Here is a 25,157-nt window from a genome sequence, read left to right as displayed (position 1 = left end):
ATACGGCATGACGATCGGGGTAGCCGGGTCACATGGACACCACCACGGAAACCACGCCGCTGCGCGCTGTCGCGCTGGTCTGCACGCTCTCCCCGTCGCCGAAGCGGTCCAGCTCCCAGTTGCTGGCCGAGCAGACCATGGCGGCCCTGGCCGAGCACGGTGTCACCGGAAAGGTGGTGCGGGTCGCCGACCACGACGTCAAACCGGGCGTCGAGGTCGACATGGGTGACGGGGACGCCTGGCCAGAGATCCGCGACACGATCATGGACTGCGACGTCCTGGTCCTGTCCACGCCCATCTGGCTCGGCCACCCGTCCAGCGTCGCCCAGCGCGTCCTCGAACGTCTCGACGCCGAGCTCGGCGAGAGCGACGACGAGGGGCGCATGCTCACGTACGGGAAGGCTGCCGCGGTCTGCGTCGTCGGCAACGAGGACGGCGCGCACAAGGTCAGCGCCGACCTCTTCCAGGGCCTCAACGACGTGGGGTTCTCCCTCGCCCCGAACGCCGTCACCTACTGGGTCGGCGAGGCCATGCAGGGCACCGACTACCAGGACCTCGACAAGACCCCCGAGAAAACCGCCGCCACCACGGCCACGCTCGCCGCCAACACCGCCCACCTCGCGCGCCGCCTCAAGGCCACGCCGTACCCGCCCTCCACCTGACACCCGCCGTCGGCCATGCCGGAAGGAGATTTCGATGCCGTCCCACGAGCAGGCCCACCTCGCCGATCCGGTGGCACTGCACCCCCGGCCCCCGTTCCCCGAGCAGGACCAGGACCACCCCGGCTCGACCGAGGCCATGGACCCTCGCCCCGACCACGGCGAAGACACCTACCGGGGGTACGGCCTGCTGCTCGGCCGCAGGGCGCTGGTCACCGGAGGGGACTCCGGGATCGGGCGCGCCGTCTGCGTCGCCTTCGCGCGGGAAGGCGCCGATGTCGCCTTCACCCACCTGCCCGAAGAGTCCGAGGAGGCCGATGAGACCGCCCGCCTGATCCGCCAGGCCGGCCGTACAGCGGTGGCCGTCGTGTGCGACATCCGGCACGAGGAGGAGTGCACCGCCCTCGTGGACAAGACGGTGGGCGAGCTGGGCGGCATCGACCTGCTCGTCAACAACGCGGCCTACCAGATGGCCCAGCCGGACGGCATCGAGGCGATCACCACAGAGCAGTTCGACCGGGTGATGAAGACCAACCTGTACGGGATGTTCTGGCTCACCAAAGCCGCGCTCGCCCACATGCCGCGCGGCAGCTCGGTGATCAACACAGCCTCGGTGCAGGGCTACCAACCCAGCCCCCACCTCCTCGACTACGCCATGACCAAGTCCGCGATCATCTCCTTCACCCACGGCCTCGCCCAGATGCTCGCCGAGCGCGGCATCCGGGCCAACGCCGTCGCGCCCGGGCCGGTCTGGACCCCGCTGATCCCGGCGACGATGCCCGACCCGACGGAGTTCGGCGAGCAGTCGCCCCTGGGCCGACCCGCGCAGCCGGCGGAGATGGCGCCCGCCTACGTGTTCCTCGCCTCCGAGCAGGCCTCGTACATCACCGGCGAGATCGTCAACGCCACCGGCGGAACCCCCCTGCCGTGACCCCTGACGATGCCCTGCGCCGGATCGCGTTCCTCCTCGAATGGCGCGGGGCCTCCCCGTACCGGGTGCGGGCCTTCCACACGGCCGCCGACGCCGTCCGCGACCTGCCACCGGGCCCCGTGGACGCCGAGCGGGCCGAACAGCTGCGCGGAGTGGGGCCGGTCACCGCCGAGGTCATCACCCAGGCATCGACCGGCGCCGTGCCGCGCTACCTCGCCCGTCTCCAGGACGAAGCCGACCCCGCAGCCCGGGCCGGGTGGGCCCTGGCGGCGGCGAGCACCGGGGACTGCCATCTGCACTCCGACTGGTCGGACGGCGGCAGCCCGATCGAGGCCATGGCCGAGGCGGCACGCGCCCTGGGCCACCAGTGGGCCGTCCTGACCGATCACTCGCCGCGCCTGACGATCGCCCACGGGCTGAGCGCGCAGCGGCTCGAGAACCAACTGGAGGCCGTGGCCGCCGTGAATTCCAGGCTCGGCGGGGACTTCCGGCTGCTGACCGGCATCGAGTGCGACATCCTCGACGACGGCTCGCTCGACCAGGACGAGGACCTGCTCGGCCACTCGACATCGTCGTGGCGTCCGTCCATTCCAAGCTCCGCTCGGAGCCCGGACCCATGACCGCCCGCCTGCTGGCCGCGGTGCGCGACCCGCGGGTCGACGTCCTGGGGCACTGCACCGGACGGATCATCACCGGCCGGGGGCGGCCGCAGTCCCGCTTCGACGCCGAGGCCGTGTTCGCCGCGTGCGCGGCAGCCGGAACCGCGGTGGAGATCAACTGCCGGCCGGAACGGCGCGACCCGCCGGACGACCTGCTCGCGCAGGCCGCGGCCGCGGGCTGCCTCTTCGCCGTGGACACCGACGCCCACGCCCCCGAACAACTGCACTGGCAGAGCACGGGCTACGCGCGCGCGGCACGGATCGGCCTGGGAGCCGACCGGCTGATCACGACCTGGCCGCTCGAACGGCTGCTGAGGGGCAAGAGCGGCAGGGCGTGACCCATCAGACGTCGGGTCGGATGAATGTGCCCGCGGGTCTGGCCGGGTGCCCAGAGAGCCGTCAGGGCCCCAGTGCCCGGGGCGGTCCGGCCCAGCCGCCGGGCAGATCGATCACCACGACACCCGCGGTCGCGAACCCCGGCCCGGCCGCGCTTGCTCAGCGGACGGTCGGAGTCGTCGACCGGTCGGTCCTTCCAGACGGCCTTCGCGTGCCCCGCCGGCACGAGTCGGCGCTCGCTGGCCTTCTCCGGAAGCGCGACCGTCACCGTCTCCTCACGTCAGGCCTTCTCGTGCAGGATGTACAGCTCACGTCCGGCCTTCTCGTGCAGGACGTACGGCGGCGGGTACGCCAGGCAGATGCTCAGGCCGCCGCGGGCCGGTCGCCGGGGTGGAAAAGGACCTTCACCATGCTGTCGCGCTTCTTCTGGAAGTCCGCGTAAGCCCGCGGGGCGTCCTCCAGGGGCAGGTGGTGGGTGGCGAAGCCCTCGACCCCGAGAGGGTCGCCGTCGGTCAGCAAGGGCAGCAGGTCGTCGACCCACCGACGGACGTTCGCCTGTCCCATGCGCAGCTGGATCTGCTTGTCGAACATCGTCAGCAGTGGCAGCGGGTCGGCGGCACCGCCGTAGACGCCGGAGATGGAGACGGTACCGCCGCGGCGCACCAGGTCGATGGCGAGGTACAGGGCCCCCAGGCAGTCCACGCCGGCCTTCTTCATCAGAGCGGCAGCCAGGGCGTCCGGAAGCAGGCCGGTCGCAGTCTGCGCGGCCCGGACGCCGACACTGCCGTGCGCCTCCATGCCGACGGCGTCGATCACGGCGTCCGGTCCGCGGCCCCCGGTCACGCCGCGGACCGCGTCCACGAGCTGATCCCCGTACTCGGACAGGTCGAAGACCTGTACGCCGTGGCCGGCGGCGCGGGCGAGGCGCTCAGGCACCAGGTCGACGCCGATCACCTGGCCGGCCCCGCGGCGGGCGGCGATGCGGGTGCACATGTCGCCGATGGGACCGAGGCCGAGGACGGCGATGCTGCCTCCGGGCGGTACGTCGGCGTAGACGACGGCCTGCCAGGCGGTCGGCAGGACGTCCGACAGGTACACGAACCGTTCGTCGGGCGGCCCTTCGGGGACACGGATCGGGAGGGTGTCGGCGAAGGGGACCCGCAGGTACTCGGCCTGTCCGCCGGGGACCTGGCCATAGAGCTTGGTGTATCCGAAGAGGCTCGCGCCGCTGCCGTGCTCGCGGACCTGGGTCGTCTCGCACTGCGAGTGCAGACCGCGCTCGCACATGAAGCAGGTCCCGCAGGACACGTTGAACGGCACGACGACGCGGTCGCCGACCTTCAGATCCCGCGCCCCGGGGCCCACCTCGGCGACCACTCCCATCGGCTCGTGTCCCAGGATGTCCCCCGCCTCCAGGAAGGGCCCGAGCACCTCGTACAGGTGCAGGTCCGATCCGCACAGACCCGTCGTCGTCACCTCGATGACGGCGTCCGTCGGATCGATGACCTGCGGATCCGGAACAGTCGTCACCTCGATCTTCCGGCGGCCCTGCCATGTCACGGCTTTCATCGCGCCTCCTACGGTCACGCGTCGTCGCGAGGCGACGCCAAGCGGGTGAGTATCAGCTGGAAAGGGCTTCCAGGAGTTCGGCGACCTGCGGGTCGGGCAGGGCGCGGGCGACATCGGCCTGGGCGACGACGCCGACGAGGCGTATGGCCGTCGATCACGGGAAGCCGGGGGACCTTGTGCTCGGCCATGGTCCGCAGGATCTCCGAGGCGTCGTCATCAGCGCCGATGGTGACGGCCTCGCCCTGGGCGAACTCGCCGGCCGTGCAGGTGGCGGCGTCCTTGCCCGCACCGAGCACCTTCACGATGATGTCGCGGTCGGTGAGCATGCCCTCCAGGAGCTGATCGCTGCCGCAGATCGGCTGCGCGCCCACTCCGAGGCCGGTCATCTTCTTCGCGGCATCGAGGATGCTGTCGTCGGCACCGATGCAGGTGGTGTCCTGCGTCATGATCTCGCGTGCAGTGGTCACGATGGCTCCCGAGAGTCCATCGGCCGCGCGGTCGGGGCCCGGCGGTCCGGTATCCGAGCGCCTGCCCTGCAGCAGCCGCTGCAAGCACCCGTGAGCTGTTCGGGACCAGCCTGGCCAGCCCGGAAGCGACGGGGCTCCGATCAGACGTGACCGGAGTGTGCTGTCCCGCGATGGTCAGGGAATCGACTACGGCGTCGACGGCGCTCACGAGTGGCCCTCACACCGGCGGCTTCTTCGACAAGAAGAATCCGGTCGTCTGGTAGCGATCTCGCTGATGCGAGGGGAAGGCAGTCCCATGAATGGGGCTGCTCCCATGGTGCGGCTGGCATCACAAGGTGCTGATGAGACCGCCGTCGATGACGAAGTCGGCACCGGTGATGTTCCCGGCGCGGTCGCCGGCCAGGTAAAGGATGAGGTCGGCCACTTCTTCTGGGCGGCTGAAGCGGCCGGTGACGGACTCGGCAGTGGCCCGCTTGGCCACTTCGTCGGCAGCCAGGCCCGACGCCTTGGCAACCGTGGCCGCGACGCCCGTCGTGCCCAGCCACAACGGGGTGGAGACCGGACCTGGGCTGACGGTGTTGACGCGGACACCGCGCGGCCCGACCTCCTTGGACAGGGCCTTGCAGAAGTTCGCGAGCGCCGCCTTGGCCGCGCCGTAGTCGATCACCAGTGGGTCGGGCAGAACGGCGTTGACGGAACAGACCGTGACGATGCTCCCGCCGCCGTTTTCCAGGAACAACGGCAGAGCCGCTCGTGTGGCGCGCACGGCAGCCAGGAAGTTGAGAGTGAACGCCGAGGTCCAGTCCTCGTCGGTCACCTCCAGGAATCCTCCGGTCCGCGGTCGGACTCCCCCGACGTTGTTGACCAGTACGTCCACGCCGCCGAACGCGGCCGTGGCGGCGTTGATCAGCTTCGCAGGGCCTGACGGCTCAGCCAGGTCGACCTCCACGGCGATGACTTGGCCGTCAGCGGCAAGCTCCCCGAGTTCTGCGGAGACCGACCGGGATCCGGCCACCACGCGCGTACCGGCGTCGGCCAGCGCGCGGGTGACCGCCAGACCGATGCCCCGGCCGGCACCGGTGACGACAGCGGCCTTGCCGGCGAGTCCGAGTTCCATACGGGTCCTTTCGAGTACGCCTGCTGCTACAGGCCTTGCCTGCGCAACCAGGTCAGGGCGGTGTCGGCAGCCTCGCGCCAGCCGCTGTCGATCGTGGGTGAGTGACCCCGGTCGGGGAAGTCGGTGGTGTCGGTGACCGCGTCGGAGATGAACGGGACGGGCGGCGTCGGGGTCGTCATGGCCGGGCCTCAGCGCAGTATGGTCTCGCCCGCATGGACGGCACGCGTGACGCGCTCGACGGTCTGCCGCTTTTCGCCGACAGGAGCCACGTAGTCGAGAACGTGACGCGCGGCGTCTTGCCCGAGCGTTCGAGTGATCAGCCACGCGGCAAGGACTGGGAGGCCAGGCAACCGCCGGCCGTAGCGACAACGAACTCCAGCGGCCGCTGCCCTGTCACCTCGACGCCCTTCATCGAGGTGACCACGGATGTCGGCGTCGTGAAAAACCCTCCAGCCGTCATCCAGGAAGAAGTCCGGTCGGCGTACCCGATCCGACCGGCACACCTGTCAGCAGACGCGGCTGCAGCCACGGGGCTGGGTGATCGGGCCCTCTTCAGGTTCTCTCCGGTCGTGCACAGCGGCAGGTCTCGGTCCCCGGAGCGGCGCGTCCCGCCTTGTGGAGGCAGGTGGAAGGCTTGAGGCATGGCTTTTCGAGCATGGTTGGACGCCCGGCGTTCCTGGGAGCCGGGTCACGCACCCGCGTTGCTCGTGGTCCCGCTCGGGCTGATCGTCACGGTCTGTGTGGTGGACGTGCTGGCTCCGCCGCACATCCACCTCGGTCCGCTGCTCGTGGCGGCGCCCGCGATCACGGTGGCGTTCGCCGGCGCCCGCATGACGGCGCTCATCGGGGCTCTTGCGGTGGCGGCCCAGGTGCTGATCGGCGTGCTCCGAGGGGTCTCGGACACCGCCAACCTCCAGGTCCAGATCGCTGCGCTGATCGTCGTCTCGGCCGTCTGTGTCATCGTCTGCGTGGTGCGGGACCGGCACGAGCGGCAGCTGTACCAGGTGCGCTCAGTGGCCGCGGCGGCACAAAGCGTGCTGCTGCGGCCGCTGCCCGCGCGCTCCGGCCCGCTGCGGATCGCCGGCCTCTACATCCCCGCCGATGAGGAAGCCGATCTGGGTGGAGACCTGTACGCGGCCGCGCGCACCGCCCACCACAGCACCCGGATCCTCATCGGCGATGTGCGCGGCAGCGGCCTGGGCGCCATCAGCAACACCGCCCTGCTGCTCGGCGCCTTCCGGGCAGCCGCTCATCGCCAGGCCACCCTTCCCCGCCTCGCCATCCACCTGGACGCCGCGTTCCGCTGGGACGCCAGCCAGTGGCGGTCACCGACCGAGCAGGAAACCACCGAGGACTTCGCCACCGCCGTTCTGCTCGACATCCCCGACAACGACCCGGTCGTCCACCTCATCAGCTGCGGTCACCCACCGCCGCTCATCCTCCGCGGACACCGGCTCATCCCTCTCACGGCCGAGGCGAGCCACCTCCCCATCGGACTCGGCGGAGCATTCGGCATCGCCGACTACACCGTCCAGACCTTCCCCTTCGAGGCCGGCGACCTGCTGCTCCTCTACACCGACGGCGTCATCGAGGCACGCAACGCCGACGGAGACTTCTACCCCTTCACCGAGCGGGCGCCGCAGTGGACCAGGAACGACCCCGACGAGCTGCTACGCCGTCTCCAGGACGACCTGCTGGCCCACGTCAACGGACACCTCGACGACGACGCGGCCGTCGTCGCAATCCGCCGCCTGGCGCCTGCCCCTATGCCACCCGACCCAGCCTTGTGAACGAAGGCCCGCGGGTGCGGGGAGCAGGAGCCGACGATGGCCGCCGCCGGCGACGAGCTGGGACCATCCCCGTGGGTGCGGGGAGCAGCACCGTCACCGGCGCGAGCCTCGTCAACCAGCGGGACCATCCCCGCGGGTGCGAGGAGCAGACATCGGTGGCGGGGATGCCGTGGTCCTGCGCGGGACCATCCCCGCGGGTGCGGGGAGCAGGCCGATGTCGCGTCGCATGATCCCCTCCTGGTGGAACCATCCCCGCGGATGCGGGGAGCAGCAGACGACGGTGGACCGGTACGGGCATCTGGGTGGGACCATCCCCGCGGGTGCGGGGAGCAGCCAGGACGGAGACCCCGCATGATCGTCGCCACGGGACCATCCCCGCGGGTGCGGGGAGCAGGGTCGTCGCCGGAGTGCTGAGGATGATCGCGTGGGACCATCCCCGCGGGTGCGGGGAGCAGACGCGTTGTCAAGTCCGCTCGGGAGTACCGCCGGGACCATCCCCGCGGGTGCGGGGAGCAGGATGACACCTTCCGGGAGGAGCTGACTGACCGGGGACCATCCCCGCGGGTGCGGGGAGCAGAAGCCTCCAGCTCGAATCCGTGGACGTCATCAGGGACCATCCCCGCGGGTGCGGGGAGCAGAAGCCTCCAGCTCGAATCCGTGGACGTCATCAGGGACCATCCCCGCGGGTGCGGGGAGCAGTTCGTCCAGAGGGTGTGGCAGCGGCATCGCGGGGGACCATCCCCGCGGGTGCGGGGAGCAGTCGGGGTGGGACATCATCGCGACGTGTGAGGAGGGACCATCCCTGCGGGTGCGGGGAGCAGGTCGCCCTGGAAATCGACCCGGGCACCGGCCTGGGACCATCCCCGCGGGTGCGGGGAGCAGTTCCCGTGATCGACCTGGGGTCCGGTGTTGAGGGGACCATCCCCGCGGGTGCGGGGAGCAGGTGGTGAGCGACGTCGAGAGCCGGGTTTCGAGGGGACCATCCCCGCGGGTGCGGGGAGCAGGTGGCCGCGTTCGGCGGCGAACCCGGCGGACTGGGACCATCCCCGCGGGTGCGGGGAGCAGTCTCGCCGACCTGCGGGAACGTGTCCGACGGTGCATCGTTTCCACCAGTTTCACAGAAAGCGGCAAATAAGCCATATCACCCTTACCGCTTCAGCGTCGACCGAAGCGGCGGCGCTTGGATGCCTTGCTCCAACCTGTTGCTGGTGTCCCACTCGCTGTGGGAGCCGCCGGCGGGGCATTCGGGTTAGGCCGCCGGATCAAGGCCAGGCCCTCGTGGTCGACCGGGTGCCACGTATGGTCGAAGGTGCGGAAGGTATAGCCCTGTTCGTTGTTCGTTGTGTGTGCGAGGAGTGCTCGGCCCTGGTCCGCGTATTTCTGGACCTCATCCCACAGCACGTCGCGGATGCGGGCCGAGGGGTTGCCGATGAAGACGCCTGCAGAGATCTCGAGAAGCCATCGGGTCAGGAAGCCCCTCAGACCTGGTGGGCAGTTGGTCAGGACGATGACGGTCACCAGGTCATCGCCTCGCACTCGTCGTCGCCGGCCTCCCCGTAGTTCCGGCCGGCCGCGACCTGGTGTCCGCCTTCTGTTTGGAGGGTGACGACGTCATGGTCGGTGCCGGTCGCTTCGGAACCGGCGGACGCGAGCAGGCGTTTGATGTCGTCGACGCAGCGATCGAGCAGGGCCGTCTCGTGGATGCGGTCGCGCAGCGCTCGGCGCGTGCGGGATGCCACGTCTTCCTCGCCCTGTGCCGCGATGTCGAAGGCGAGCGGGATGCCGATCTCAGTCTTGTACAGGTCGGCTATGTCGAGGACGAAGGAGAGTTCGTGGCCGGAGTGGACGAATCCGAGCGCGGGGCTGCAGCCGAGAGAGGTGACGACCGCGTGGGCGACGCCGTACATGCACTGGGCTGCGGCGGTGAGCGCCTGGTTGACGGCGTCGGACGCGGTCAGGTCGCCGGGCACGTACCTGCGACCGCGCCAGGTGATTCCCGTGCGGGCGGCCTGCGCGCGGTAGCAGTCCTTGACGCGGCTGCCTTCACGGCCGAGGAGTTCGCGACGGGTCAGGCCTCCGGGGTCCTCGTCAGGGAACCGCAGGCGGTACATGGCACGTGCGACGGAGAGGCGCGAGCGGGCATTGGCCCACCGTTCGGCCTGGGCCTCCGCGAGGCCGGAGGAGCGGGTCAGTGCGCGCCCGGACGCGTAGTAGCGCACACCGTGCTCGCCCACCCATACGACTGCCGCCCCCGTGTCTCCGAGGACGGACATCGCCTGATGGGTGACGCGGGTCCCGGGGCCGAGGAGAAGGGTACCGATGGTCGCCGACGGGATGTGGATGGTGCCCTCGGCGTCGGTAGCGGTGATGGCGTTCGCCTCACGGTGGATGGTGCAGCGCTCCAAGTAGACAAAGGACAGGCGGTCGCTGGTGCGTGTGAGATCTCGTGGGGTCAGCGCCGTCCGCGCTGAGACCGTCGTCAACGAACAGGCCGCGAGGTCAGAGGGGCCAGTGTCATGAGGCCGCATCCGTACGCTTTGGCCTTCCCAAGGCCTGCGGTGAGGGTGAGCCGCATGCGCTCGGGGTCCGTGATCTCCAGTCGGCCGTCGAACGTGACCGTCACGAGGCTGACCTGGCCGCCACGCCCTCCGCCATCGGCACGTTTCCCGAAGGCCAGCGCTCGCTGGTCTCGTACGTGCACTTCGTAGCGGTCGCCGTGATGAGGGTGTTTGTTGTGAGTGGTGCCGCCGGGGAGGAGCCGCTTGTCCTCCCGCTTTTCGAGAACACGGAAGCCGGCGCGCTCTTGGCGGCCGAAGTCGAGGAGCCACTGCAGTTGGTGGGTCGGGGTGAGGTGGGCGGTGCGCTTGCGTGGTTCGTCGCCGGTGCGACGGATGTGGTGGACGGGGTTGGCGGTCAGGCGGAAGGCCCATCGGTCGCCTTTGGCCAGACGGTCGAGGAGAGGAGCGTAGGGCCGGGTCTGCCATCCCGGAGCGCCCGGGGAGGCAGTCGTCGGCCAGCCTGATTGTTCCACGAGGTGTGTGAGGTCGGGCTGTTCCGGGCTGACGAGGTAGAGGAGGACTTCGGCCTTGGCGTTGTGGTCGAGGCGCCACAGCACGCGTGGTCCGTCACCGGAGGCCTGGTCGGAAGGCAGCAGGTTGGGGAAGGAGGACATGACGGCTGCGTGCAGGGCCTGGGGAGAGGAAAGGAGCCGCCGAGTGCCTGGACGGGCGGTGTTCATGCGGAAGCGGGTCAGGAACATCAGGCGCTCTCTTCTTCCAGCGCAGCGAGCGGGTCGTGCTGGGGCACTGCAGCGGCAAGCGGGTTGGACACGGTGACCGTCTTGCGCACGACGGTGCGCAAGACGTGGCGGCGCTGTTCGGCGGCGAAGCTGATGGGCTGGTCACGGAGGAGCTCGGTGTCTGCTGTGCCTGCAGAGGTTTCCAACAGGACGGGCAGGTCGACGACTTTGTCCTGGCGGCGCAGACGCTGGTGCCAGGCGGAGGCCTGCCATGGTTCGGCCCTCAGAGCCTGCAGCAGGTCGATGTCGTGGTGGAGGCCGAGCTCGACGGGCTGAGCCGGCGGGCAGGACCGGCGGCCCAGGAACGGAGCGTAGACGGGGTTCCGGAGTGCGGCGTGCAGGCCGGCGAGGAGGGCGGCGTCCCCTTCGACGGCGGCGACGAATACGGCGTCGGCGAGGTAGAACCGCTCGGACAGCGGCATGGGCTGGCCTGTGACCGGATGGTGCGCGGTGTGGAAGTCCCGCAGACGGGTGCCGGCCTGGTCGATCCGGACGCCGAACCGCAGCGCGGCCAACGGGGCGAGCCGCTCGTCGTCGCCGCGGGCGACGCCCTTCGCGGCGGCGAGCAGGCCGATGACGCCGCTCTTGGTCGGGGCGGCCTCGGTGCTGCGGCGGGCGAAGCGGGCGGAGGCCCCCCAGGACTGCAGGGGGCCCGCGAGTCGGACGGTGAGGACGCTCATTCCGGCTTCTCCAGGCGCTCGGTCACGGCCTGGCCGACGGCTTGGACGAGCGTGCCAAGGCTTTCCGTCTCGGTGCCGATGCCGGCGAGCTTCTGCGTGCTGGGCCCGACACGCAGCACCCAGGTCATGGTCGTCGCGTCGTCGCCGTAGGCGCGCTCGATGTCCGGGATGAACTCGGCGAGGCGTTCGCTGGCTTCACGGACGTAGCCGCCCTGGTCGCCGCGCACCGGGTCTTCGAAGGCGGCCACGAAGCTGATGGGGCGGGTGGTGCGGAGCTTGACGACGACGGCGTCGGGCAGGGTGTGGTGGCCAAAGGTGTTGATCTTGCCCTGGGGCAGAGAGGAAAGGAAGCCGTTGACGAAGGCTTCGACGGCACGCCGTACGGGGACGGTAGCAGGCTCGTCGTCGCGGAGGCCCTGGCCGAGGTTGTCGAGCAGCTGGTGCACGCTGAGCGCGGCGTAACGGTAGAGCGTGGCGGAGTTGAAGTCGACGGTGCCGATCATGCCTGCGCCGGGTTCGGCGTCGGTGTTCTGGTCGTCGACGGCCGTGTAGTAGTCGGATTCGGTGTCGGCGCGGTGGACGCTGATGGCGTGGGCGACTTGCACGGCGGCATCGACGCTGATGTCGGTGACATCGGCGACCATGCGGCCGAACAGGGCGATGTCGACGGAGTGCAGGGTGTCGGCGATCTGCTTGGCGCGGGCTTTGTTGTCCTTGTCCTTCAGGTAGGCCTTGATGTCGTCGGCGCCGTTGAGGGCGAGACGGGCCAGGCCGTCGATCTGGCGGGCGCTGAGGAACACCAGGTACTTCGCCTCGGCCGGCGGCTCGGGTTCGCCGTCCTTGGCGGCAGTGGCCTTGCGCTTGGGTACCTCGATCTTCAGACCAGTGGCCTGGATGACCTCCGCCGCCAGCTGCTGGGCGGCCACATCGCCCACCCCCTCGTCCAGGCTGCTGATCCTCTTGGCGAGGAGTTCCACGACTTTCTTGGTGCGCACGCCGAGTTCGCTGGGGTCGAGCAGCTGCTTGTCGTTGAAGTACTCGCGGGTGGCGCGCTTCCAGGCCTGACTCGAGACGCGGGCTCGCGGCACTCCCCCGTAGATGGCGGTTTTGGGGGCTCCGGTGTCGTCTCGGTTGAGGTTGCTTGGAGGGACGGTCTGCAGGGCGTGTACGTCGATGAAGAGGCGGTTCACGAGGCGTCCTTGGTGGTCGTGTCGAGGATGTCGGGTGCGGCCGTGGGGGCCGGGATGGCGGCGTTGAGCTCCTGTTCGTCGCGCCAGGCGTGGAAGGAGCGTCCCCATGCGGTGCGGACGGCGTCGGGGCCGCCTGGCCACTGCCACTGGTACAGCTGGGCGGCGAGCAGGGCGTAGTCGAGGCGGGCCTCCTGGCCGCGGAGCAGCGTGACGATGTCTCGCAGCCGCTGGGCCAGGACGATCAGGTCGGGCGCGGTCCCGGCCCGGACGAGGCGCTTGCGGAGGGGCTCGTCGATGTCGTCGGGGGGCATCAGCCGGCGGACCGCGGCGCCCAGTCCTCGGGAGCGCTCACGGTTGTGCCGTTGGTGCATGCCGGTGCTGCGCGCCTGTTGGTGGACGGCCCACAGGGTGCAGGCGACGTGCACGGCTTCCTCGGCGCGGCCGAGCTCGATCTCGCCCAACCGCCTCCCGTCGGGACGGGCCTCGTGCAGCGGGGAGATGTCGATGAGGTCCCAGAGGTCGGGGACCTGCCCGGCCGGACGGCCGGCGCCTCGGCGGAGCCTGGCCACGGCGGCGACGGCCTTCGGTCGGTCAGCGAGGTAGCCGCTCTGCCAGCTGCCGATGCGCTCGTGTGCGAGCTTGGAGACCAATGCCTGAACCGTGGTCGACGCGGTTGTCGTGATCGTCATGCGTGCACCTTCGAAGAGGGGCCCGTGGTCAGGGACGCGGAGTCGCGGGAAAGGGCGGCTGACGGGCTCGGGTGGCCGAGGCTCTTGCCCACTCGGGCTTTGAACCAGGAGTGTGCGAGGCCCGAGTTCAGCCAGACGCGGCCCCGCTTCGTGGTGACCGTGCGGCCCTGCCACGCCGCGTCACCAGCGTCAGCGACGAGCTGCTGTCCGAGCAGGGAGACCGTCTGGTGAACCTGCCGCTGCCACGCCGTTCGCCGTTCGTACGGATCGGCGGCTTCGCCCAGGCGCGCCAGCCAGACCCGGTAGGGGCCTTCGAGGGTGGCGAAGCCGCGCTCGCGTGCCATGACGCGAGGGCTGTCGTTCTCCAGTCCGGCCGCACGCTGCAGGTCGGTTGCGAGATCTCCGAGCGCTTTGACCGCCTCGTCGGCGTCGCCGACCGCGTCGATCGCCTGCTGGGCATATTCGCGGTCCCGCAGGTGCAGCAGGGCTACGTCCATCGACAGGTGGTCCTCAACGACCTCGTCGACGACCGACTGCTGAGTGCCGTACTTGGCTCCCACGGTCCTGGCCCGGATGAGGAAGCCTCGGGGCAGCTCGCCCTCGGTCACCAGCCTCGCGACCCACTCGAGAACACCGGGGCGCAGCGATTCCGGGACCCCGGCGTCGTCCTTCTTCGTCTGATGCCGGTCGGCTACCAGCGAGGCGAGCCCGCGCCAGGCGGCACGTTCCGGGTCGTGGTCCCGTGGAAGATAGACCAGCGCCTCGCCGTGCTTCTTCTCCTGCGCCTGGCTGCGCCGCCATGCGGTCATCGGCTCGTATACGTGCCGGTTGCGGGCGTGCAGTGGGTCGCCGTAGCCGAGAACGACGCCGTGCACTCCACCGCCATCCGCATGCAGCCTGATGCGCCTGCTCTGCCACGTGTACAGGTCGCGCACACCGCTCGGGGCGCGCTCGCTTCCTCCCGGGCCGGTGGGCTCGCGTCGCCAGGCCGGGCGGTCGCCATCCCCGAAACGCAAGCCCGTGGTGTCGGCCGCCACGAGGTTGAGCAGCAGCGTCTCCCGCACATTCCGTCCCTCGACGAAAACCCCGCCGAGGTTGCCGGCCCACCCCACGCCGAGCGGGTAGACCTTCCCGCTCTTGGCACGGTCGTCGCCGACCGCACCGCTCTTGATGCCGGAGGTGTCGTACGCGTGGGTGTGAACCACCCACCGGGCGGCCTCGGCGAAGCTGAGCCGTTCGACGGTTGGCTGGCGGGCTGAGAAGAACGGCTCTCCGTTGGGGACGTCCGCGACGATCCGGTTGAGGGAGAACACCTCGCCCTTGGGTGTGTGTAGTCCCGCCGTCTGGAAGAACGGGACTTCGGCGTGCAACAGGTCGAACCGCGAACGGTGTTCGTCGAAATAGGTGCCTAATGGCGCAAAGCAGCCGGGGTCGTTCCAGAGCCGTGACCAGTGCTCGATGTCCCTGGGCCCGTCGACTGCGTCGTGGGTGATCGCCAGCAGTACGCGCAGCAGCGCGAACTCCGTGGTCGGCAGATCACCGACGATCCTGCGCAGTTCGCCGGCCTGCGCGAATACCTCGCGCAGCGACAGCTCGTCCTGTCGGCCGTCGTCCCGCAAGACCTCGATCCAGGGCTCGTTCGTGAGATCGAACGACATGCCTCCGGCATTGTCGTTGGCAGTGGTTTCAGGCACGCCTCACCTCAAGTCCGTCGCTGCTGGAGTAGCGGAGCACGAAGCCTGCCAGGGAGGTCTGACAATCCTCGTCGAGCGGAAGAATCAGCTGGCCGGCGAGCCAGTGGCTGTCGTTCGCCTGCCACGCGGGCACGTACAGCTCTTCAAGCTCCGCGATCGCCCGGTCCATGACCTCGGGGTACGAGAACTGGATGGGTAGCCTCAGACCGCAGCTCGCCGCCGTGCGGGCCGCCAGGACACCCGGCACCTGGTCCCGCGGCAGCTCGAGGCCGCCGAGCTTCCGGCCCTGTCTGTCGTCACTGAGCCAAGGCACCGTCGTCAACACCCCGTCCGTGCGGCGCCACACGACGACGACTTCGAGGCTGTCCCGGCCGTCACGGACCTGAGCCCGCCCAGTTCGAGTATCGTCAGCGTCCCCTGCACCGGCCGCAACCCACCCGAAAAGCGGGCGTCCGGCCTGCCCCACCTCGTCGAGCCGGAAAACGGTCGCCCGCTCCACCTGGTCAGCGCGCCCACGCTCGTGCCGCTGCCGCGCCTCCGCCAGGACCTCGGCCCATTCCGCCGGCCCATCGAGCTCGTCCGCGTAAGCGCGCTGAACCAACGGACTGATGTCCTGCGGCAGTCGAACCGGTCGCCCCTCGACCAGGTGCGGCAACAAGGCGGCAGCCGACCGCAACAGCGCGTGCTCCCCATAGACAGCGACCGAGCCGCGCACCGGTACCGGCACCGACACCGGCACCCGCGCATCCCAGTCGACACCGGTCACCAGACACCTGGCCTGCCGCAACCTCGCAGGCCGCTCGCCCTGGCCGGCGCCCCGCTGATGCCGGTGCAGACGTCCCATGCGCTGCAGCAGCAGGTCCACGGGGCACAGGTCCGTCACGAGCAGATCGAAGTCGACGTCCAGCGACTGTTCGGCGACCTGGCTCGCGACTACGACGTGCGGGCCACCGGGCCGGCCCACCGCCTTCGCCGGCGGGCCGAAGCGCCGGAGCAGCTCCGCATCCTTCGTCGCGCGGTCCACATCGATGAAGCACGAGTGCGCCACGGTCACGTTCGCGTCGCCGAACCGCTCCCGCAGGGTCCGAGCGGTCTCCAGCACTCGATTGACCGTGTTCCGTACGACCAGGGCGCAGCCCCCTTCCTGCAGCTCCGTCTCCAGGCGGTCGGCAAGCGCATCGAGCCTGTCTCCCAGGTGCTCCAGCCGGACCGGGGCTCCCCGACCAGACGAGGGCGGACGCCTCATCACCGGTGTGCCGCCCGGTGCCACCGCGGTCAGCAGCGAGTAGCCCTCTGCAGCCCCCACCGCCGCGAGGCCCTCAGCCACTCCCGGGCCCTGAACGTCGGCATCGGCATAGGCCGCCACGAGCTCCTCGCGCCGGGTCGCCGGCAATGTCGCCGACAGCACCACGACCGGCACCCGGTACTCGCCCAGCCACTGCAGCACCCGGTCGAGATAGACGCTCATGTACGTGTCGTACGCATGCGCCTCGTCGATGACCACGACCTTCCCGGCAGCCGCCAGATGCCGCAGCGCCAGGTGCTTGCTCTTGAGCCCCGTGAACAGCAACTGGTCGATCGTGCCGGCCACGAACGACGACAGCAGGGCCTTCTTCCGGCCCCGCAGCCACGTATGAGCGACCAGCTCGGCCTGAGCCGCCCGCCCACCGTCCGACGGACGCCAAGCCGAGGGCGCGGCGGCATCCATGTCCACTGCCGCAACCGGACGCTGCCCCCGCATCAGGCCGGCGAACTCCTCGTTCAATGAAGCCTTGGAGTGCGCCAGCATCACCGAAGCCCTGCCGGCCTCCAGGCTCGGAAGACGCGTCAGCCACTCCAACAGTCGCGGAAACATGGCGTTGCCCGTTGCCATCGTCGGCAGCGCGAAAAACACCCCGCCCGCCCCCGAGCGCGCCGCGAAGACCTCCGCCACCGCCAGCGCCGCCTCGGTCTTTCCCTCCCCCATCGGCGCTTCGACGATCATCAGACCCGGCTCCGGCATGGACCGCGCCAGCTCGAACGCCGCCTCCTGCACCGGCCGGACCTTCGCGCCCACCGGCAACCCGAACCGCGCCATGAAGAGCCCCTCTGCGTCCTCCTCCGGCTCCACCGGAGCCCACGCCTCGGGAAGATCCAGTCCTTGCCAGGCCGCGACCGCCCGCTCAGCACCGGTACGGGGCACGTCCTGCGGGTAGTACGGAAAGAGCTCGGGGTTGCTCGCGATCCAATCGGCGACGATCACCAGCGCCGTCAGCAACACCTGCACCGGCTGAGACAGCCGGACCGAACGCCACGCCTCCAGCCGATCGCGCACCTCGAACTCTTCGGCACAGGCCTCCAGCAGCTCGCGCTGGACCCGCCGCCACAACCCCCGGCTCCCACCAGGCGTACGCAACAGATGCCCACGCCTGTCCAGATCCATGATCTGGCCGTGCTGAGGCGGCACTCCGTGATGGCCACCCACCACTACGGTGAACTGCCCACTCTGGCGGGGCCCCCAGTCCTGGGTCTCTTCCAGCCACTCCCCCAACAAGGCCTGCCCGGCCAGTCCATGCGGTGCCAGCCGCCGGTCGGCACCCAGCGCCGACTGCGACTTCATTTCCAGCCCCTGCAGCCGCATCCGATCGGCAAGCTGCTCCACCTGACAGGCGAACGCCGGAGTCGCCTTCCCGATGTCGTGCACGCCCGCAAGCCAAACGGCCAGGCGCCGACCGTCGGTCTCGCCTCCGGGCAGGGCCTCTCCGATCAGCCGCCTCACACTGGCCGGCAACCAGCGGTCCCACAGCAGTCCCGCCACGGCAGCGCTGTCCTCCAAGTGCTGCCACAGTGGCAACCACCCATCGGAGTCCCTGTCGTACTTCGCCCAGACGGACAGCACCGGCCCGTCGAGCCGACCGCCCAAACCAGAGCGGCCTTCTTCTACGTCACGCATGCCAGATGAATACAGGTTGCTTGCCCGGGACGGGCTGGCATATGCGGAAATAGGACAAGAGCTCTACTGCTTTGCGCATTTGAGCTCTACGAGGTGCTTTCGACGCGTACAGTGTCAAGGTTTGACCCCGCAGTAGGCCATCGACGCGTCTCGATGTGAGGCAAGTTGGCCGCCAAAGTCGGCTGCCGCACGGGACGCACGTACACAGGGAAGCCCCGGCTCTCTACCCAGCAGCGCGAAGAACTTCCAGCGCCGTAGACACCACAAGCCCCAGGACAGCCACGACCACGTGACACCAATCGGGATTCCTGCACCACTTCACGTTCGCTCCTCAGCTGCCCTGTTCGTGACTCTGTCCCCCGGTTAACGGTGCCGGACGCCCAAGGTCACGCTTTCCTCAACACTGGGCTAGAGGAACCTCGACAACATAAGCCGCGCTGACAACCTGGTCCGCAGAGACTGCGGTTGGGCTACGCTCAGATATCCACACTGCTCCCCGCACCCGCGGGGATGGCCCCACTGGCCTGGACGAACCCACCTTGCTCCCCGCCCGCTGCGGGGATTGCCCTTCCCCAGGCCCGATTGCACGACGCTCGTCAGCGTCCGCACACTTACGTGCGGGCGCTCCTACGCGAGGGCTGCACTTCAAAGCTCACCGGCGCCTGGAATGACCGCAATGTCGCATTCAGTGAAAGTGGTTAAGAAGGAGGCACGGCTCGGATAACGCTGCAGGTCAAGCAGTCTGCTCCCCGCACCCGCGGGGATGGTCCCAGCCAGCCGGTGGTGCGGCCGTCGAGGTGCTCCTGCTCCCCGCACCCGCGGGGATGGTCCCCGGATCGACGTACCGGCCGAGACGGGCAGGTACTGCTCCCCGCACCCGCGGGGATGGTCCCCCCCGCCGTTCCGGCCCGGCTCCCCGGGCCGGCTGCTCCCCGCACCCGCGGGGATGGTCCCGAGCCTTCCATCTGGAAGGACTCCGCCGGCAACTGCTCCCCGCACCCGCGGGGATGGTCCCGACTCCGGCTGGGGATAGTCGACCCAAGCAGTCTGCTCCCCGCACCCGCGGGGATGGTCCCTCCAGGTCGTACTCGGCGCAGAAGAAATGCGGCTGCTCCCCGCACCCGCGGGGATGGTCCCACCACCATGGCGTTGGCAGCGATCTCCGCGCCCTGCTCCCCGCACCCGCGGGGATGGTCCCTGCGGGTCGACGCCGCCAATCTCGCCGTACCGCTGCTCCCCGCACCCGCGGGGATGGTCCCGTCTGCAAGGGAAATCTGTGACAGGTCCCGTGCTGCTCCCCGCACCCGCGGGGATGGACCCACCCAGGCCACCTGTTTCGACTGCGGCTGGCCCTGCTCCCCGCACCCGCGGGGATGGACCCTGCTGCATTCCTGGCCCCCTCGGCACCGCAGACTGCTCCCCGCACCCGCGGGGATGGACCCATGTCAGCCGCGATCCGCTGGATGGCCTGGGGGCTGCTCCCCGCACCCGCGGGGATGGACCCCGCGATCGAGCAGGGCATCGTCGCGCCGTTCCCTGCTCCCCGCACCCGCGGGGATGGACCCACCGTCGGCGGCGCTTACGGGCCGATGCCCGACTGCTCCCCGCACCCGCGGGGATGGACCCTGCGCGATTCCCTGAGCCCCCGCCGGAGACGTCTGCTCCCCGCACCCGCGGGGATGGACCCGCGCTCGCCCGCATCTACCGCACCGGGGAGCGCTGCTCCCCGCACCCGCGGGGATGGACCCGGATCGCGCGCCCTCTCGTGCAGGTGCGGCAACTGCTCCCCGCACCCGCGGGGATGGACCCGGCCTTTGCATGCGGCGCCGTGTTCATGAGTCCTGCTCCCCGCACCCGCGGGGATGGACCCTCGCGCCACAGCTCGACGTCCCGGGGGTCGGCCTGCGCCCCGGACCCGCGGGGATGGACCCTTCGGCCAGAGCCGGCGTACGGGGGATGACGCCTGCTCCCCGCCCGCACCCGCGGGGATGGTCCCTTCGCACAGCCGGTCCCGCCGTGTCCGGCCCGCTGCTCCCCGCACCATCGGGGATGATCCGGGCGCAGCCGAGCGCGGCGCTGCGTCCGGCTCCTGCTCCCAGTTGCACGGGGACGCGCCAAGTTAGTGCGCCCGTGAACCGCAGCCCGGTCTGCTGGTGCGATACGAACCCCTGGCCGCGGAAAAACCGCAGGTCCTAGTTCGGACCTGATGACTTGTCGTACCAGGCGGCGACGATGCACTTGAGGGATCCGGGAGGTGTCGGATTCGCGGGGGCGTGTGTCGCGCCGGCCAATGTGCACCACTTCCGAGCGGGGGACGGGGACTGTGTTCGTGTCGCCACACCACAGGAAGGCGCAGGTCAGGCGCGTACGGCGTGGGACACCCTAGTTCGCCGGGTGCGAGTGCGGGCCGGCCACCACGCCCGCGTCGACAGCAAGCCGGATGCCTCCGGCGCGGGCCGGTGACGGAATCGCTGCCCCCCCCCTTACGGATGGACGCCGCAATGCGTCCCCGCCGAGCCAAGCCGTGTCAGGCGGCCGCGATGGCGGCCAGGGTGGTCTGGAGTCGGCGGATCGCGTCTTCGGCTTCCGAGTACTGATGCGGGGTCGGCGAGATGGCGCCGAATGTGGGGCCGTCGTCGGCGGGGAGGGCGCGCCACTGCAGGACGGGTGCGAGTGCGGTGACGGCTGCGCCGAGGAACCAGGCGAGGCGTCCGTGGACGTTGGCGAGAGCGACGGCCAGGACGGCGAGGGCTTCCCGCACATGTGCCAGACGGTCGATCGCGGAGAGCGTCTCCTGGGACTGTGACGCGCCGATGGCGGCGCGCAGTCCGGCGGCTGCCTTCGCGGTCACGGCACGCTCGGTGGGGGCCGGTACCCATGACCTCTCGCGGATCTGCCGTTCGGCTTCCTCTGCCAGGTCCTCGATGACCGTCCCCATGCTCACGCCCGTCACCCTACGGCTGCTTCTCGCGCGTCAGAGGCAGGGCGCGGACAGGCAGGCAGGTGATGTCGGAACCCGCTGGCGCCAGGGCCCCGGGTCACTCGGTCTTGGTCTCGTCCTCCCGCGCGGGGAGCCCGCGCGGGAGTCGGTCGCCGGCTCGCACGGGGCGTAGAGCGCTGTGCCCGTTGTTCCAGGAGTCGAGCAGGTGGGTGGTGAGTCTGTCCTCCAGGAGGCTGGTGGCCCGGATCCCGAGGACCACGTCGTCCTCCAGGGCGGGCTCCTCGGCGAGGAGTCCGGCGACCACTTCGTGGCGGACGAGTTGTTCGTGGACGGCGTCGGCCTCGACGTGCTCGTCGTAGAAGTGCTGCGCCGCCGGTCCCGCCCCGCAGCGGCGCAGTGCGTCGGCCAGTCGGGCCGAGGCCGGGGAGGAGGTGACCTCGACGGCGGCGAAGTGTCCGACGAGGGCTCCTCGGTGGGCACGGTGCAGGCCGAAGAGGGACATCATGGTGACCACCGCGAGCATTTCGGGCGGTGCCGCGTCCAGGTACGCCCCGTAGTGGCTGGACAGCTGGAGGTCGTCCAGGAGGTCGGCGTAGAGGCGGGCGTGGACGCGGTCGGCATGGCCGGCGCCGAACTCGTCGTACTCGACCGCCACCATGCCGGCCTTCGCCCGCCCGTACAGGCGCGGAACGACCCACAGCTGGGGGTCGGCCTCTTTGAGGTGGTACAGGGAGCGCAGGGCGGCGTACTCCCGCAGCTGCCACAACTCGCCGTGGCGCAGGAGGAAGTGGCTTGAGCCGCTCCTGTCCCCGGGGCGCTCGTCGAGCAGCTCCGCGAGCGCCTCGTCCGCGCTCCCGCCGCTCGGGGCGTCGTCACGCAGGGCGGTCAGGAAGGTCTCCTCCAGGGCGGCACGCAGGCGGAGCAGGTCCGGGTCCCACTCCAGGTCCTCGGCGACGCCCTCGAATCCCCGGTAGTGGAGTTCGTACAGGGCGTAGAGGGCGAGTTGGAGGTCGTCGCCGTAGGGGTCGGACCTCGCCAGGGCGGTCCTCGTGGGCAGCCGGCGGTCGCGGCCGGCGAGCCGGTCGAGGACCGCCGCCGAGACGTCCCCGCGCGGCTTCGGCGGGGCGGGGACGGTGGTCACGGGGGCGGTGGTCACGGTGTCCGTCCGCCGTGGTGGGCCCCGCGGGGACGGCGGCGATGACTGGTGTCGCACCAGGGGTAGATGCGGCTGCGGCGGCATGTGCACACCGCGACGACCGGGCGACGGGAGAGGGCCGTGCTGCCGTCGTCGAGCACCAGCTCCACGGGGCCGTCGACCAGCAGAGGCCCGCGCGTCGTGACGCGGATCCGGCGCGGCGCGCGGCCGGCGGTACGGTCGGGGTCAGGAGTGCCAGGCACGGATGATCACCAATTCCTCGCTCTCGTCCCACGGCCTGAGCAGTCCGCGTGCGCACAACTCGCTGCGGCGGCTGCGCAGAACGGGACCGAAGGGGATCCGAGCGCGTTCGCTGACGTTCGCACGCAGGCCGGCTTCGGTCAACCGGGACAAGGTCTCGTCCGGCCCGCTGAGGGTTGAATGCACCAACAGGAGCAGGCCGCCGCGCTTGAGGACGGCCGGGACTTCATCGCAGATCCGGTCCAGGAGCTCCCGCCCGTCGGGGCCGGCGTCCCAGGCACGCCCGGGGCCGCGCACCGGATCGGCGCGTTTCGACGCGGGGACGTAGGGCGGATTGCTCACGACGAGGTCGAAACGTTCCTCCGGTGGCAGCGGCTCCGTCAGATCACCGCGCCGCACCCGAATGTGCTGGCGTGCCAGCAGCGCGTTGAGCCGGGCGTTCCACACCGCCCTGCGGGACACGTCGACCGCGGTCACCCGTGCCCCGCGGCGAGCCACCGCCAGAGCCAGCGCGCCGCAGCCGGTGCAGAGGTCCAGAACCTTGGCGCCGGGCCGGATGTTCTCGCGGGCCAACGCGTCGGTCAGCAGCAGGGTGTCGTTCTGCGGTGCGTAGACCCCGGGAACGGTCACCAGTGGCGGCCGTTTCCCGTGGGCGGCAGGACGTGTCACCGAAGCCGATGTGCGACGGAGTGCCGGGCTGCGCACGGGGCCGCCCTACCAGTAGTGGGCACGACCGCCGACGGCGTGGCCGGCCGCGCCGAGAATCCACAGCACGACGCCGAGCGCGACGAGGACGATTCCGATCGTCCACAGGATGCCCACGCCGGTGAGCAGGCCAACGATGAGCAGGATCACACCAAGGATGATCATGATCCCTCCTCGACTGATAGATCATTTGATCGGTTTTGACACGATATGCGGCTTCCCTGCTGCGGCCCGGACAAACCAGGCCTCCTTGAGTCAGTGCCCGCCTCCGGACCGCGCATGTCGACGAGTGCGGGGCCGCGCGGGCGTGCGCCGCTCGCGAGCGGGCAGTCGCGCGGTGGGCCCCGCGCGTACCGGGTCGGCGCCTCCACCGCGGCGGCGGTGCTCGCGGCGGCGGCCGTCGTCGCGTATCGGCCCCGTATCCAAGGACGGTGAAGGTCGTGGAGGACTTCGAACTGCTTGACGTCTCGCTGTACGCGGAGGGGCTGGGCCGCCTCGGGGTACCGCTGCGCGGCACCGCCGAGACCGAGCCGCTGGAGGTGCCGGAAGGCACGGTGATCAGTGTCGGGATCACCTTCCGGCTCGGCAGGGACATCGACACCGTGATCTTCGAGGACGTCCGGGAGCGGGGAGGCGAGCTGCTCGGGACCACGCGGACCGTGCTCGGCGGCTTCCGTGCCGGCGGCCCGTACGAGGTGCGGCTGCCTCCGGAGCGGCTGCCGGTGGGCCGGGCGCACTGCGGGGTGTACGAGATGACCGGCCACTTCACCGACGGTGAGGGACGCCGGCTGGCCGTGGAGCACCACTGGATGCGGCTCACTCACCAGTCGGCCGCAGCCAGGCCGCGGGCCGCCCGTCACGCCGTCGGCGCCCGTCCGGCGGCAGCGGGGTCCTGGCACCCGCCTGCTGGGTCACCCGCCGGGGCACCGGGCGGGGCACCGGCCGGGACGCCAACCGGAGCACCGGCCGGACGGCAACCGGGGCACCGGCCGGGACGCCAGCCGCGTCTCCCACCGGGTCCTCTGGGCGGCACGGCCGTCCGGCCCAGGCGGGATGAATGCCCGCCGCGTCTCCGTGGCGCGGTTCTCGTTGATGCCGGCATCGTCGGCTCCGCCGGGCGGACGTCGAGGATGCCCGCCCCGCGTCCGCGCCGGCTCCCGCCGAACCCTTTCGCCTCCCGCGCTGCTCCGGACCGGTGACACCGGAGCCCGGCGCGGCGCGGAACGACGGGTACCGGGCACCCGGGCGGTAGACCTGACGCGCGAGGCAGGCGGGTCCGCGGCGGCAGGGGAGGCGGGATGGCACGGGCGGCGCTGGAATGGTCGGTCTGGTGGGCGGCGCTGCTCGTCCTCCAGCTGCTGTTGATCGGCCAGGTCACCTGGCCGGAGGTCGCCGTCGCGGCGGCCGGGGCCCTGCTCGCCGCGGTCGCGGCTCGTGCCACCCGCCTCGCCGCCGGTGCCCGGCTGGGCGGGACCGCTCTGATGGGGCGGGCCCTGCTGCTGTGGCCGGGTGCGCTGCTCGCCGACACCGGGCGGCTGGCGGTCGCGGTCGTCCGAGGGCTGCGCGGGCGCCCGCCGAGCGGCCGGTTCCACACCATCCGGTGGCACGAGGGCACGGGGCCCGCCTGGACGAGCGGGCTGTTGTCGGCGACGCCCGGGCTGTACGTCGTCGCGCACGGTCCGGACCGCACCGCGCTCGTGCACACGCTCCTCGGCGGCGCGGGAGTCCTGGAGAAGGCGCTGACCACGGGCGGCCGGCGATGAGGGGTGTGCCGAGCGGGGACTGGAACGGCTGGCTGCTGGCGCTGGGGGCGCTGCTCGTGCTGGGCCTGCCGCCCGCGCTGTTCGCCGTCTGCCGGGGCACGCCGACCGCGCGGCTCGCCGGTCTGAGCATGACCGGCACGCTGGTCACCGTGACGCTGCTGCTGGCCTCCCGGGGCTTCGCACGGGACGGGTACGCGGACCTCGGCGTCGTCCTCGCGATCCTCGGTCCGGTCGGCGTGCTGGTCTTCACGCGTTTCCTCGGCGGCCTTCCGCGCGACGGGACGGCCGACGGGCGGACACCCGGTGGTGGCGCCGGCACGCCCGCGCCCGAGGGGCGCTGA

General features: G+C 70.7%; 22 protein-coding genes, 4 pseudogenes and 2 CRISPR repeat arrays. Of the genes and pseudogenes, 7 read left to right on the top strand and 19 right to left on the bottom strand.

From position 1 onward, the window contains the following. Positions 1 to 32 precede the first annotated feature (32 nt). The 3 genes and pseudogenes from ACFYU9_RS16790 to ACFYU9_RS16780 all read left to right on the top strand — a co-directional run bounded on the left by ACFYU9_RS16790 (position 33) and on the right by ACFYU9_RS16780 (position 2,587). Complete coding sequence (locus ACFYU9_RS16790; RefSeq protein WP_389345195.1) at positions 33 to 662, top strand: flavodoxin family protein; 630 nt, start codon at positions 33 to 35, stop codon at positions 660 to 662. Between the two features lie 34 nt (positions 663 to 696). Next, entirely contained in the window at positions 697 to 1,590 is an 894-nt protein-coding gene (locus ACFYU9_RS16785) for an SDR family oxidoreductase (RefSeq protein WP_389345194.1), read from the top strand. After that, positions 1,587 to 2,587: pseudogene (locus tag ACFYU9_RS16780) on the top strand (PHP domain-containing protein). Before ACFYU9_RS16785 ends, ACFYU9_RS16780 begins: the two are co-directional and overlap by 4 nt. A 361-nt stretch (positions 2,588 to 2,948) precedes the next feature. Here the strand turns inward: ACFYU9_RS16780 and ACFYU9_RS16775 are convergent. From ACFYU9_RS16775 to ACFYU9_RS16750, 6 genes and pseudogenes are all read right to left on the bottom strand, one after another. Beyond that, positions 2,949 to 4,154 (bottom strand): alcohol dehydrogenase catalytic domain-containing protein, encoded by a 1,206-nt coding sequence (locus tag ACFYU9_RS16775; RefSeq protein ID WP_389345193.1) that lies wholly within the window; start codon positions 4,152 to 4,154, stop codon positions 2,949 to 2,951. Between the two features lie 52 nt (positions 4,155 to 4,206). Further along, positions 4,207 to 4,621 (bottom strand): annotated as a pseudogene (locus tag ACFYU9_RS16770) (CBS domain-containing protein). Between the two features lie 328 nt (positions 4,622 to 4,949). Further along, positions 4,950 to 5,738, bottom strand: a complete 789-nt coding sequence (locus ACFYU9_RS16765) for an oxidoreductase (protein ID WP_389345192.1) — start codon at positions 5,736 to 5,738, stop codon at positions 4,950 to 4,952. Between the two features lie 26 nt (positions 5,739 to 5,764). Next, a complete protein-coding gene (locus ACFYU9_RS16760) occupies positions 5,765 to 5,917 on the bottom strand; it encodes a hypothetical protein (RefSeq protein ID WP_389345191.1) in 153 nt (50 codons plus the stop codon). 9 nt (positions 5,918 to 5,926) lie between these two features. Then, positions 5,927 to 6,183 (bottom strand): annotated as a pseudogene (locus ACFYU9_RS16755) (hypothetical protein); the annotation flags it as partial. Between the two features lie 565 nt (positions 6,184 to 6,748). Next, entirely contained in the window at positions 6,749 to 6,991 is a 243-nt protein-coding gene (locus ACFYU9_RS16750) for a hypothetical protein (protein WP_389345190.1), read from the bottom strand. Here ACFYU9_RS16750 and ACFYU9_RS16745 point away from each other — a divergent pair. Further along, positions 6,920 to 7,429: pseudogene (locus tag ACFYU9_RS16745) on the top strand (PP2C family protein-serine/threonine phosphatase); the annotation flags it as partial. The gene ACFYU9_RS16750 and the pseudogene ACFYU9_RS16745 overlap by 72 nt on opposite strands. Before the next feature lie 97 nt (positions 7,430 to 7,526). Continuing rightward, a CRISPR array of direct repeats spans positions 7,527 to 8,593; the repeat unit is 29 nt; unit sequence GGGACCATCCCCGCGGGTGCGGGGAGCAG. A 90-nt stretch (positions 8,594 to 8,683) separates the two neighbouring features. Here the strand turns inward: ACFYU9_RS16745 and cas2e are convergent. The 13 genes from cas2e to ACFYU9_RS16680 all read right to left on the bottom strand — a co-directional run bounded on the left by cas2e (position 8,684) and on the right by ACFYU9_RS16680 (position 23,218). After that, positions 8,684 to 9,046: a type I-E CRISPR-associated endoribonuclease Cas2e gene (gene cas2e, locus ACFYU9_RS16740; protein WP_389213993.1), complete on the bottom strand. Its 363-nt coding sequence runs from the start codon at positions 9,044 to 9,046 to the stop codon at positions 8,684 to 8,686. Then, complete coding sequence (cas1e, locus tag ACFYU9_RS16735) at positions 9,043 to 10,011, bottom strand: type I-E CRISPR-associated endonuclease Cas1e (protein WP_389345189.1); 969 nt, start codon at positions 10,009 to 10,011, stop codon at positions 9,043 to 9,045. Before cas1e ends, cas2e begins: the two co-directional genes overlap by 4 nt. After that, positions 10,008 to 10,787 (bottom strand): type I-E CRISPR-associated protein Cas6/Cse3/CasE, encoded by a 780-nt coding sequence (gene cas6e / locus ACFYU9_RS16730; RefSeq protein WP_389345188.1) that lies wholly within the window; start codon positions 10,785 to 10,787, stop codon positions 10,008 to 10,010. Before cas6e ends, cas1e begins: the two co-directional genes overlap by 4 nt. Then, positions 10,787 to 11,506: a type I-E CRISPR-associated protein Cas5/CasD gene (gene cas5e / locus ACFYU9_RS16725; RefSeq protein WP_389213539.1), complete on the bottom strand. Its 720-nt coding sequence runs from the start codon at positions 11,504 to 11,506 to the stop codon at positions 10,787 to 10,789. Before cas5e ends, cas6e begins: the two co-directional genes overlap by 1 nt. Then, on the bottom strand, positions 11,503 to 12,696 hold the full coding sequence (cas7e, locus tag ACFYU9_RS16720) for a type I-E CRISPR-associated protein Cas7/Cse4/CasC (protein WP_389345187.1): 1,194 nt from the start codon (positions 12,694 to 12,696) through the stop codon (positions 11,503 to 11,505). The genes cas5e and cas7e overlap by 4 nt, the downstream gene beginning before the upstream one ends. Continuing rightward, positions 12,693 to 13,385 (bottom strand): type I-E CRISPR-associated protein Cse2/CasB, encoded by a 693-nt coding sequence (casB, locus tag ACFYU9_RS16715; RefSeq protein WP_389345186.1) that lies wholly within the window; start codon positions 13,383 to 13,385, stop codon positions 12,693 to 12,695. Before casB ends, cas7e begins: the two co-directional genes overlap by 4 nt. Further along, a complete protein-coding gene (casA, locus tag ACFYU9_RS16710) occupies positions 13,382 to 15,043 on the bottom strand; it encodes a type I-E CRISPR-associated protein Cse1/CasA (RefSeq protein ID WP_389345314.1) in 1,662 nt (553 codons plus the stop codon). Before casA ends, casB begins: the two co-directional genes overlap by 4 nt. Positions 15,044 to 15,071: 28 nt before the next feature. Further along, positions 15,072 to 18,011, bottom strand: coding sequence for a CRISPR-associated helicase Cas3' (cas3, locus tag ACFYU9_RS16705; protein ID WP_389345185.1), 2,940 nt, complete (start codon positions 18,009 to 18,011; stop codon positions 15,072 to 15,074). Between the two features lie 742 nt (positions 18,012 to 18,753). Beyond that, positions 18,754 to 20,068: a CRISPR direct-repeat array (repeat unit 29 nt; unit sequence CTGCTCCCCGCACCCGCGGGGATGGACCC). 470 nt (positions 20,069 to 20,538) lie between these two features. Further along, a complete protein-coding gene (locus ACFYU9_RS16700) occupies positions 20,539 to 20,949 on the bottom strand; it encodes a hypothetical protein (RefSeq protein ID WP_389345313.1) in 411 nt (136 codons plus the stop codon). Positions 20,950 to 21,049: 100 nt separating this feature from the next. Further along, positions 21,050 to 22,108, bottom strand: a complete 1,059-nt coding sequence (locus tag ACFYU9_RS16695) for an iron-containing redox enzyme family protein (RefSeq protein WP_389345184.1) — start codon at positions 22,106 to 22,108, stop codon at positions 21,050 to 21,052. After that, positions 22,105 to 22,350, bottom strand: a complete 246-nt coding sequence (locus ACFYU9_RS16690) for a CDGSH iron-sulfur domain-containing protein (RefSeq protein WP_389213529.1) — start codon at positions 22,348 to 22,350, stop codon at positions 22,105 to 22,107. Before ACFYU9_RS16690 ends, ACFYU9_RS16695 begins: the two co-directional genes overlap by 4 nt. Beyond that, the gene (locus ACFYU9_RS16685; RefSeq protein ID WP_389345183.1) at positions 22,334 to 22,978 is read right to left on the bottom strand and encodes a HemK2/MTQ2 family protein methyltransferase; all 645 of its coding nucleotides are present in this window, start codon (positions 22,976 to 22,978) and stop codon (positions 22,334 to 22,336) included. Before ACFYU9_RS16685 ends, ACFYU9_RS16690 begins: the two co-directional genes overlap by 17 nt. 84 nt (positions 22,979 to 23,062) lie before the next feature. Continuing rightward, positions 23,063 to 23,218, bottom strand: a complete 156-nt coding sequence (locus tag ACFYU9_RS16680) for a hypothetical protein (RefSeq protein ID WP_389213527.1) — start codon at positions 23,216 to 23,218, stop codon at positions 23,063 to 23,065. A gap of 266 nt (positions 23,219 to 23,484) precedes the next feature. On the opposite strand from ACFYU9_RS16680, the gene ACFYU9_RS16675 reads away from it, so the two are divergent. The 3 genes from ACFYU9_RS16675 to ACFYU9_RS16665 all read left to right on the top strand — a co-directional run bounded on the left by ACFYU9_RS16675 (position 23,485) and on the right by ACFYU9_RS16665 (position 25,157). Further along, on the top strand, positions 23,485 to 24,252 hold the full coding sequence (locus ACFYU9_RS16675; RefSeq protein WP_389345182.1) for a hypothetical protein: 768 nt from the start codon (positions 23,485 to 23,487) through the stop codon (positions 24,250 to 24,252). A 99-nt stretch (positions 24,253 to 24,351) separates the two neighbouring features. Next, on the top strand, positions 24,352 to 24,816 hold the full coding sequence (locus ACFYU9_RS16670; RefSeq protein ID WP_389345181.1) for a hypothetical protein: 465 nt from the start codon (positions 24,352 to 24,354) through the stop codon (positions 24,814 to 24,816). Between the two features lie 5 nt (positions 24,817 to 24,821). Next, positions 24,822 to 25,157, top strand: a complete 336-nt coding sequence (locus ACFYU9_RS16665; protein ID WP_389345180.1) for an MrpF/PhaF family protein — start codon at positions 24,822 to 24,824, stop codon at positions 25,155 to 25,157.

Origin of the sequence: Streptomyces sp. NPDC004327, assembly GCF_042873935.1 — a bacterium.
Classification (GTDB): Bacteria; Actinomycetota; Actinomycetes; order Streptomycetales; family Streptomycetaceae; genus Streptomyces.
Note: the sequence above shows the minus strand (reverse complement) of the source record. Positions and strands in the feature narration are given on the sequence as shown.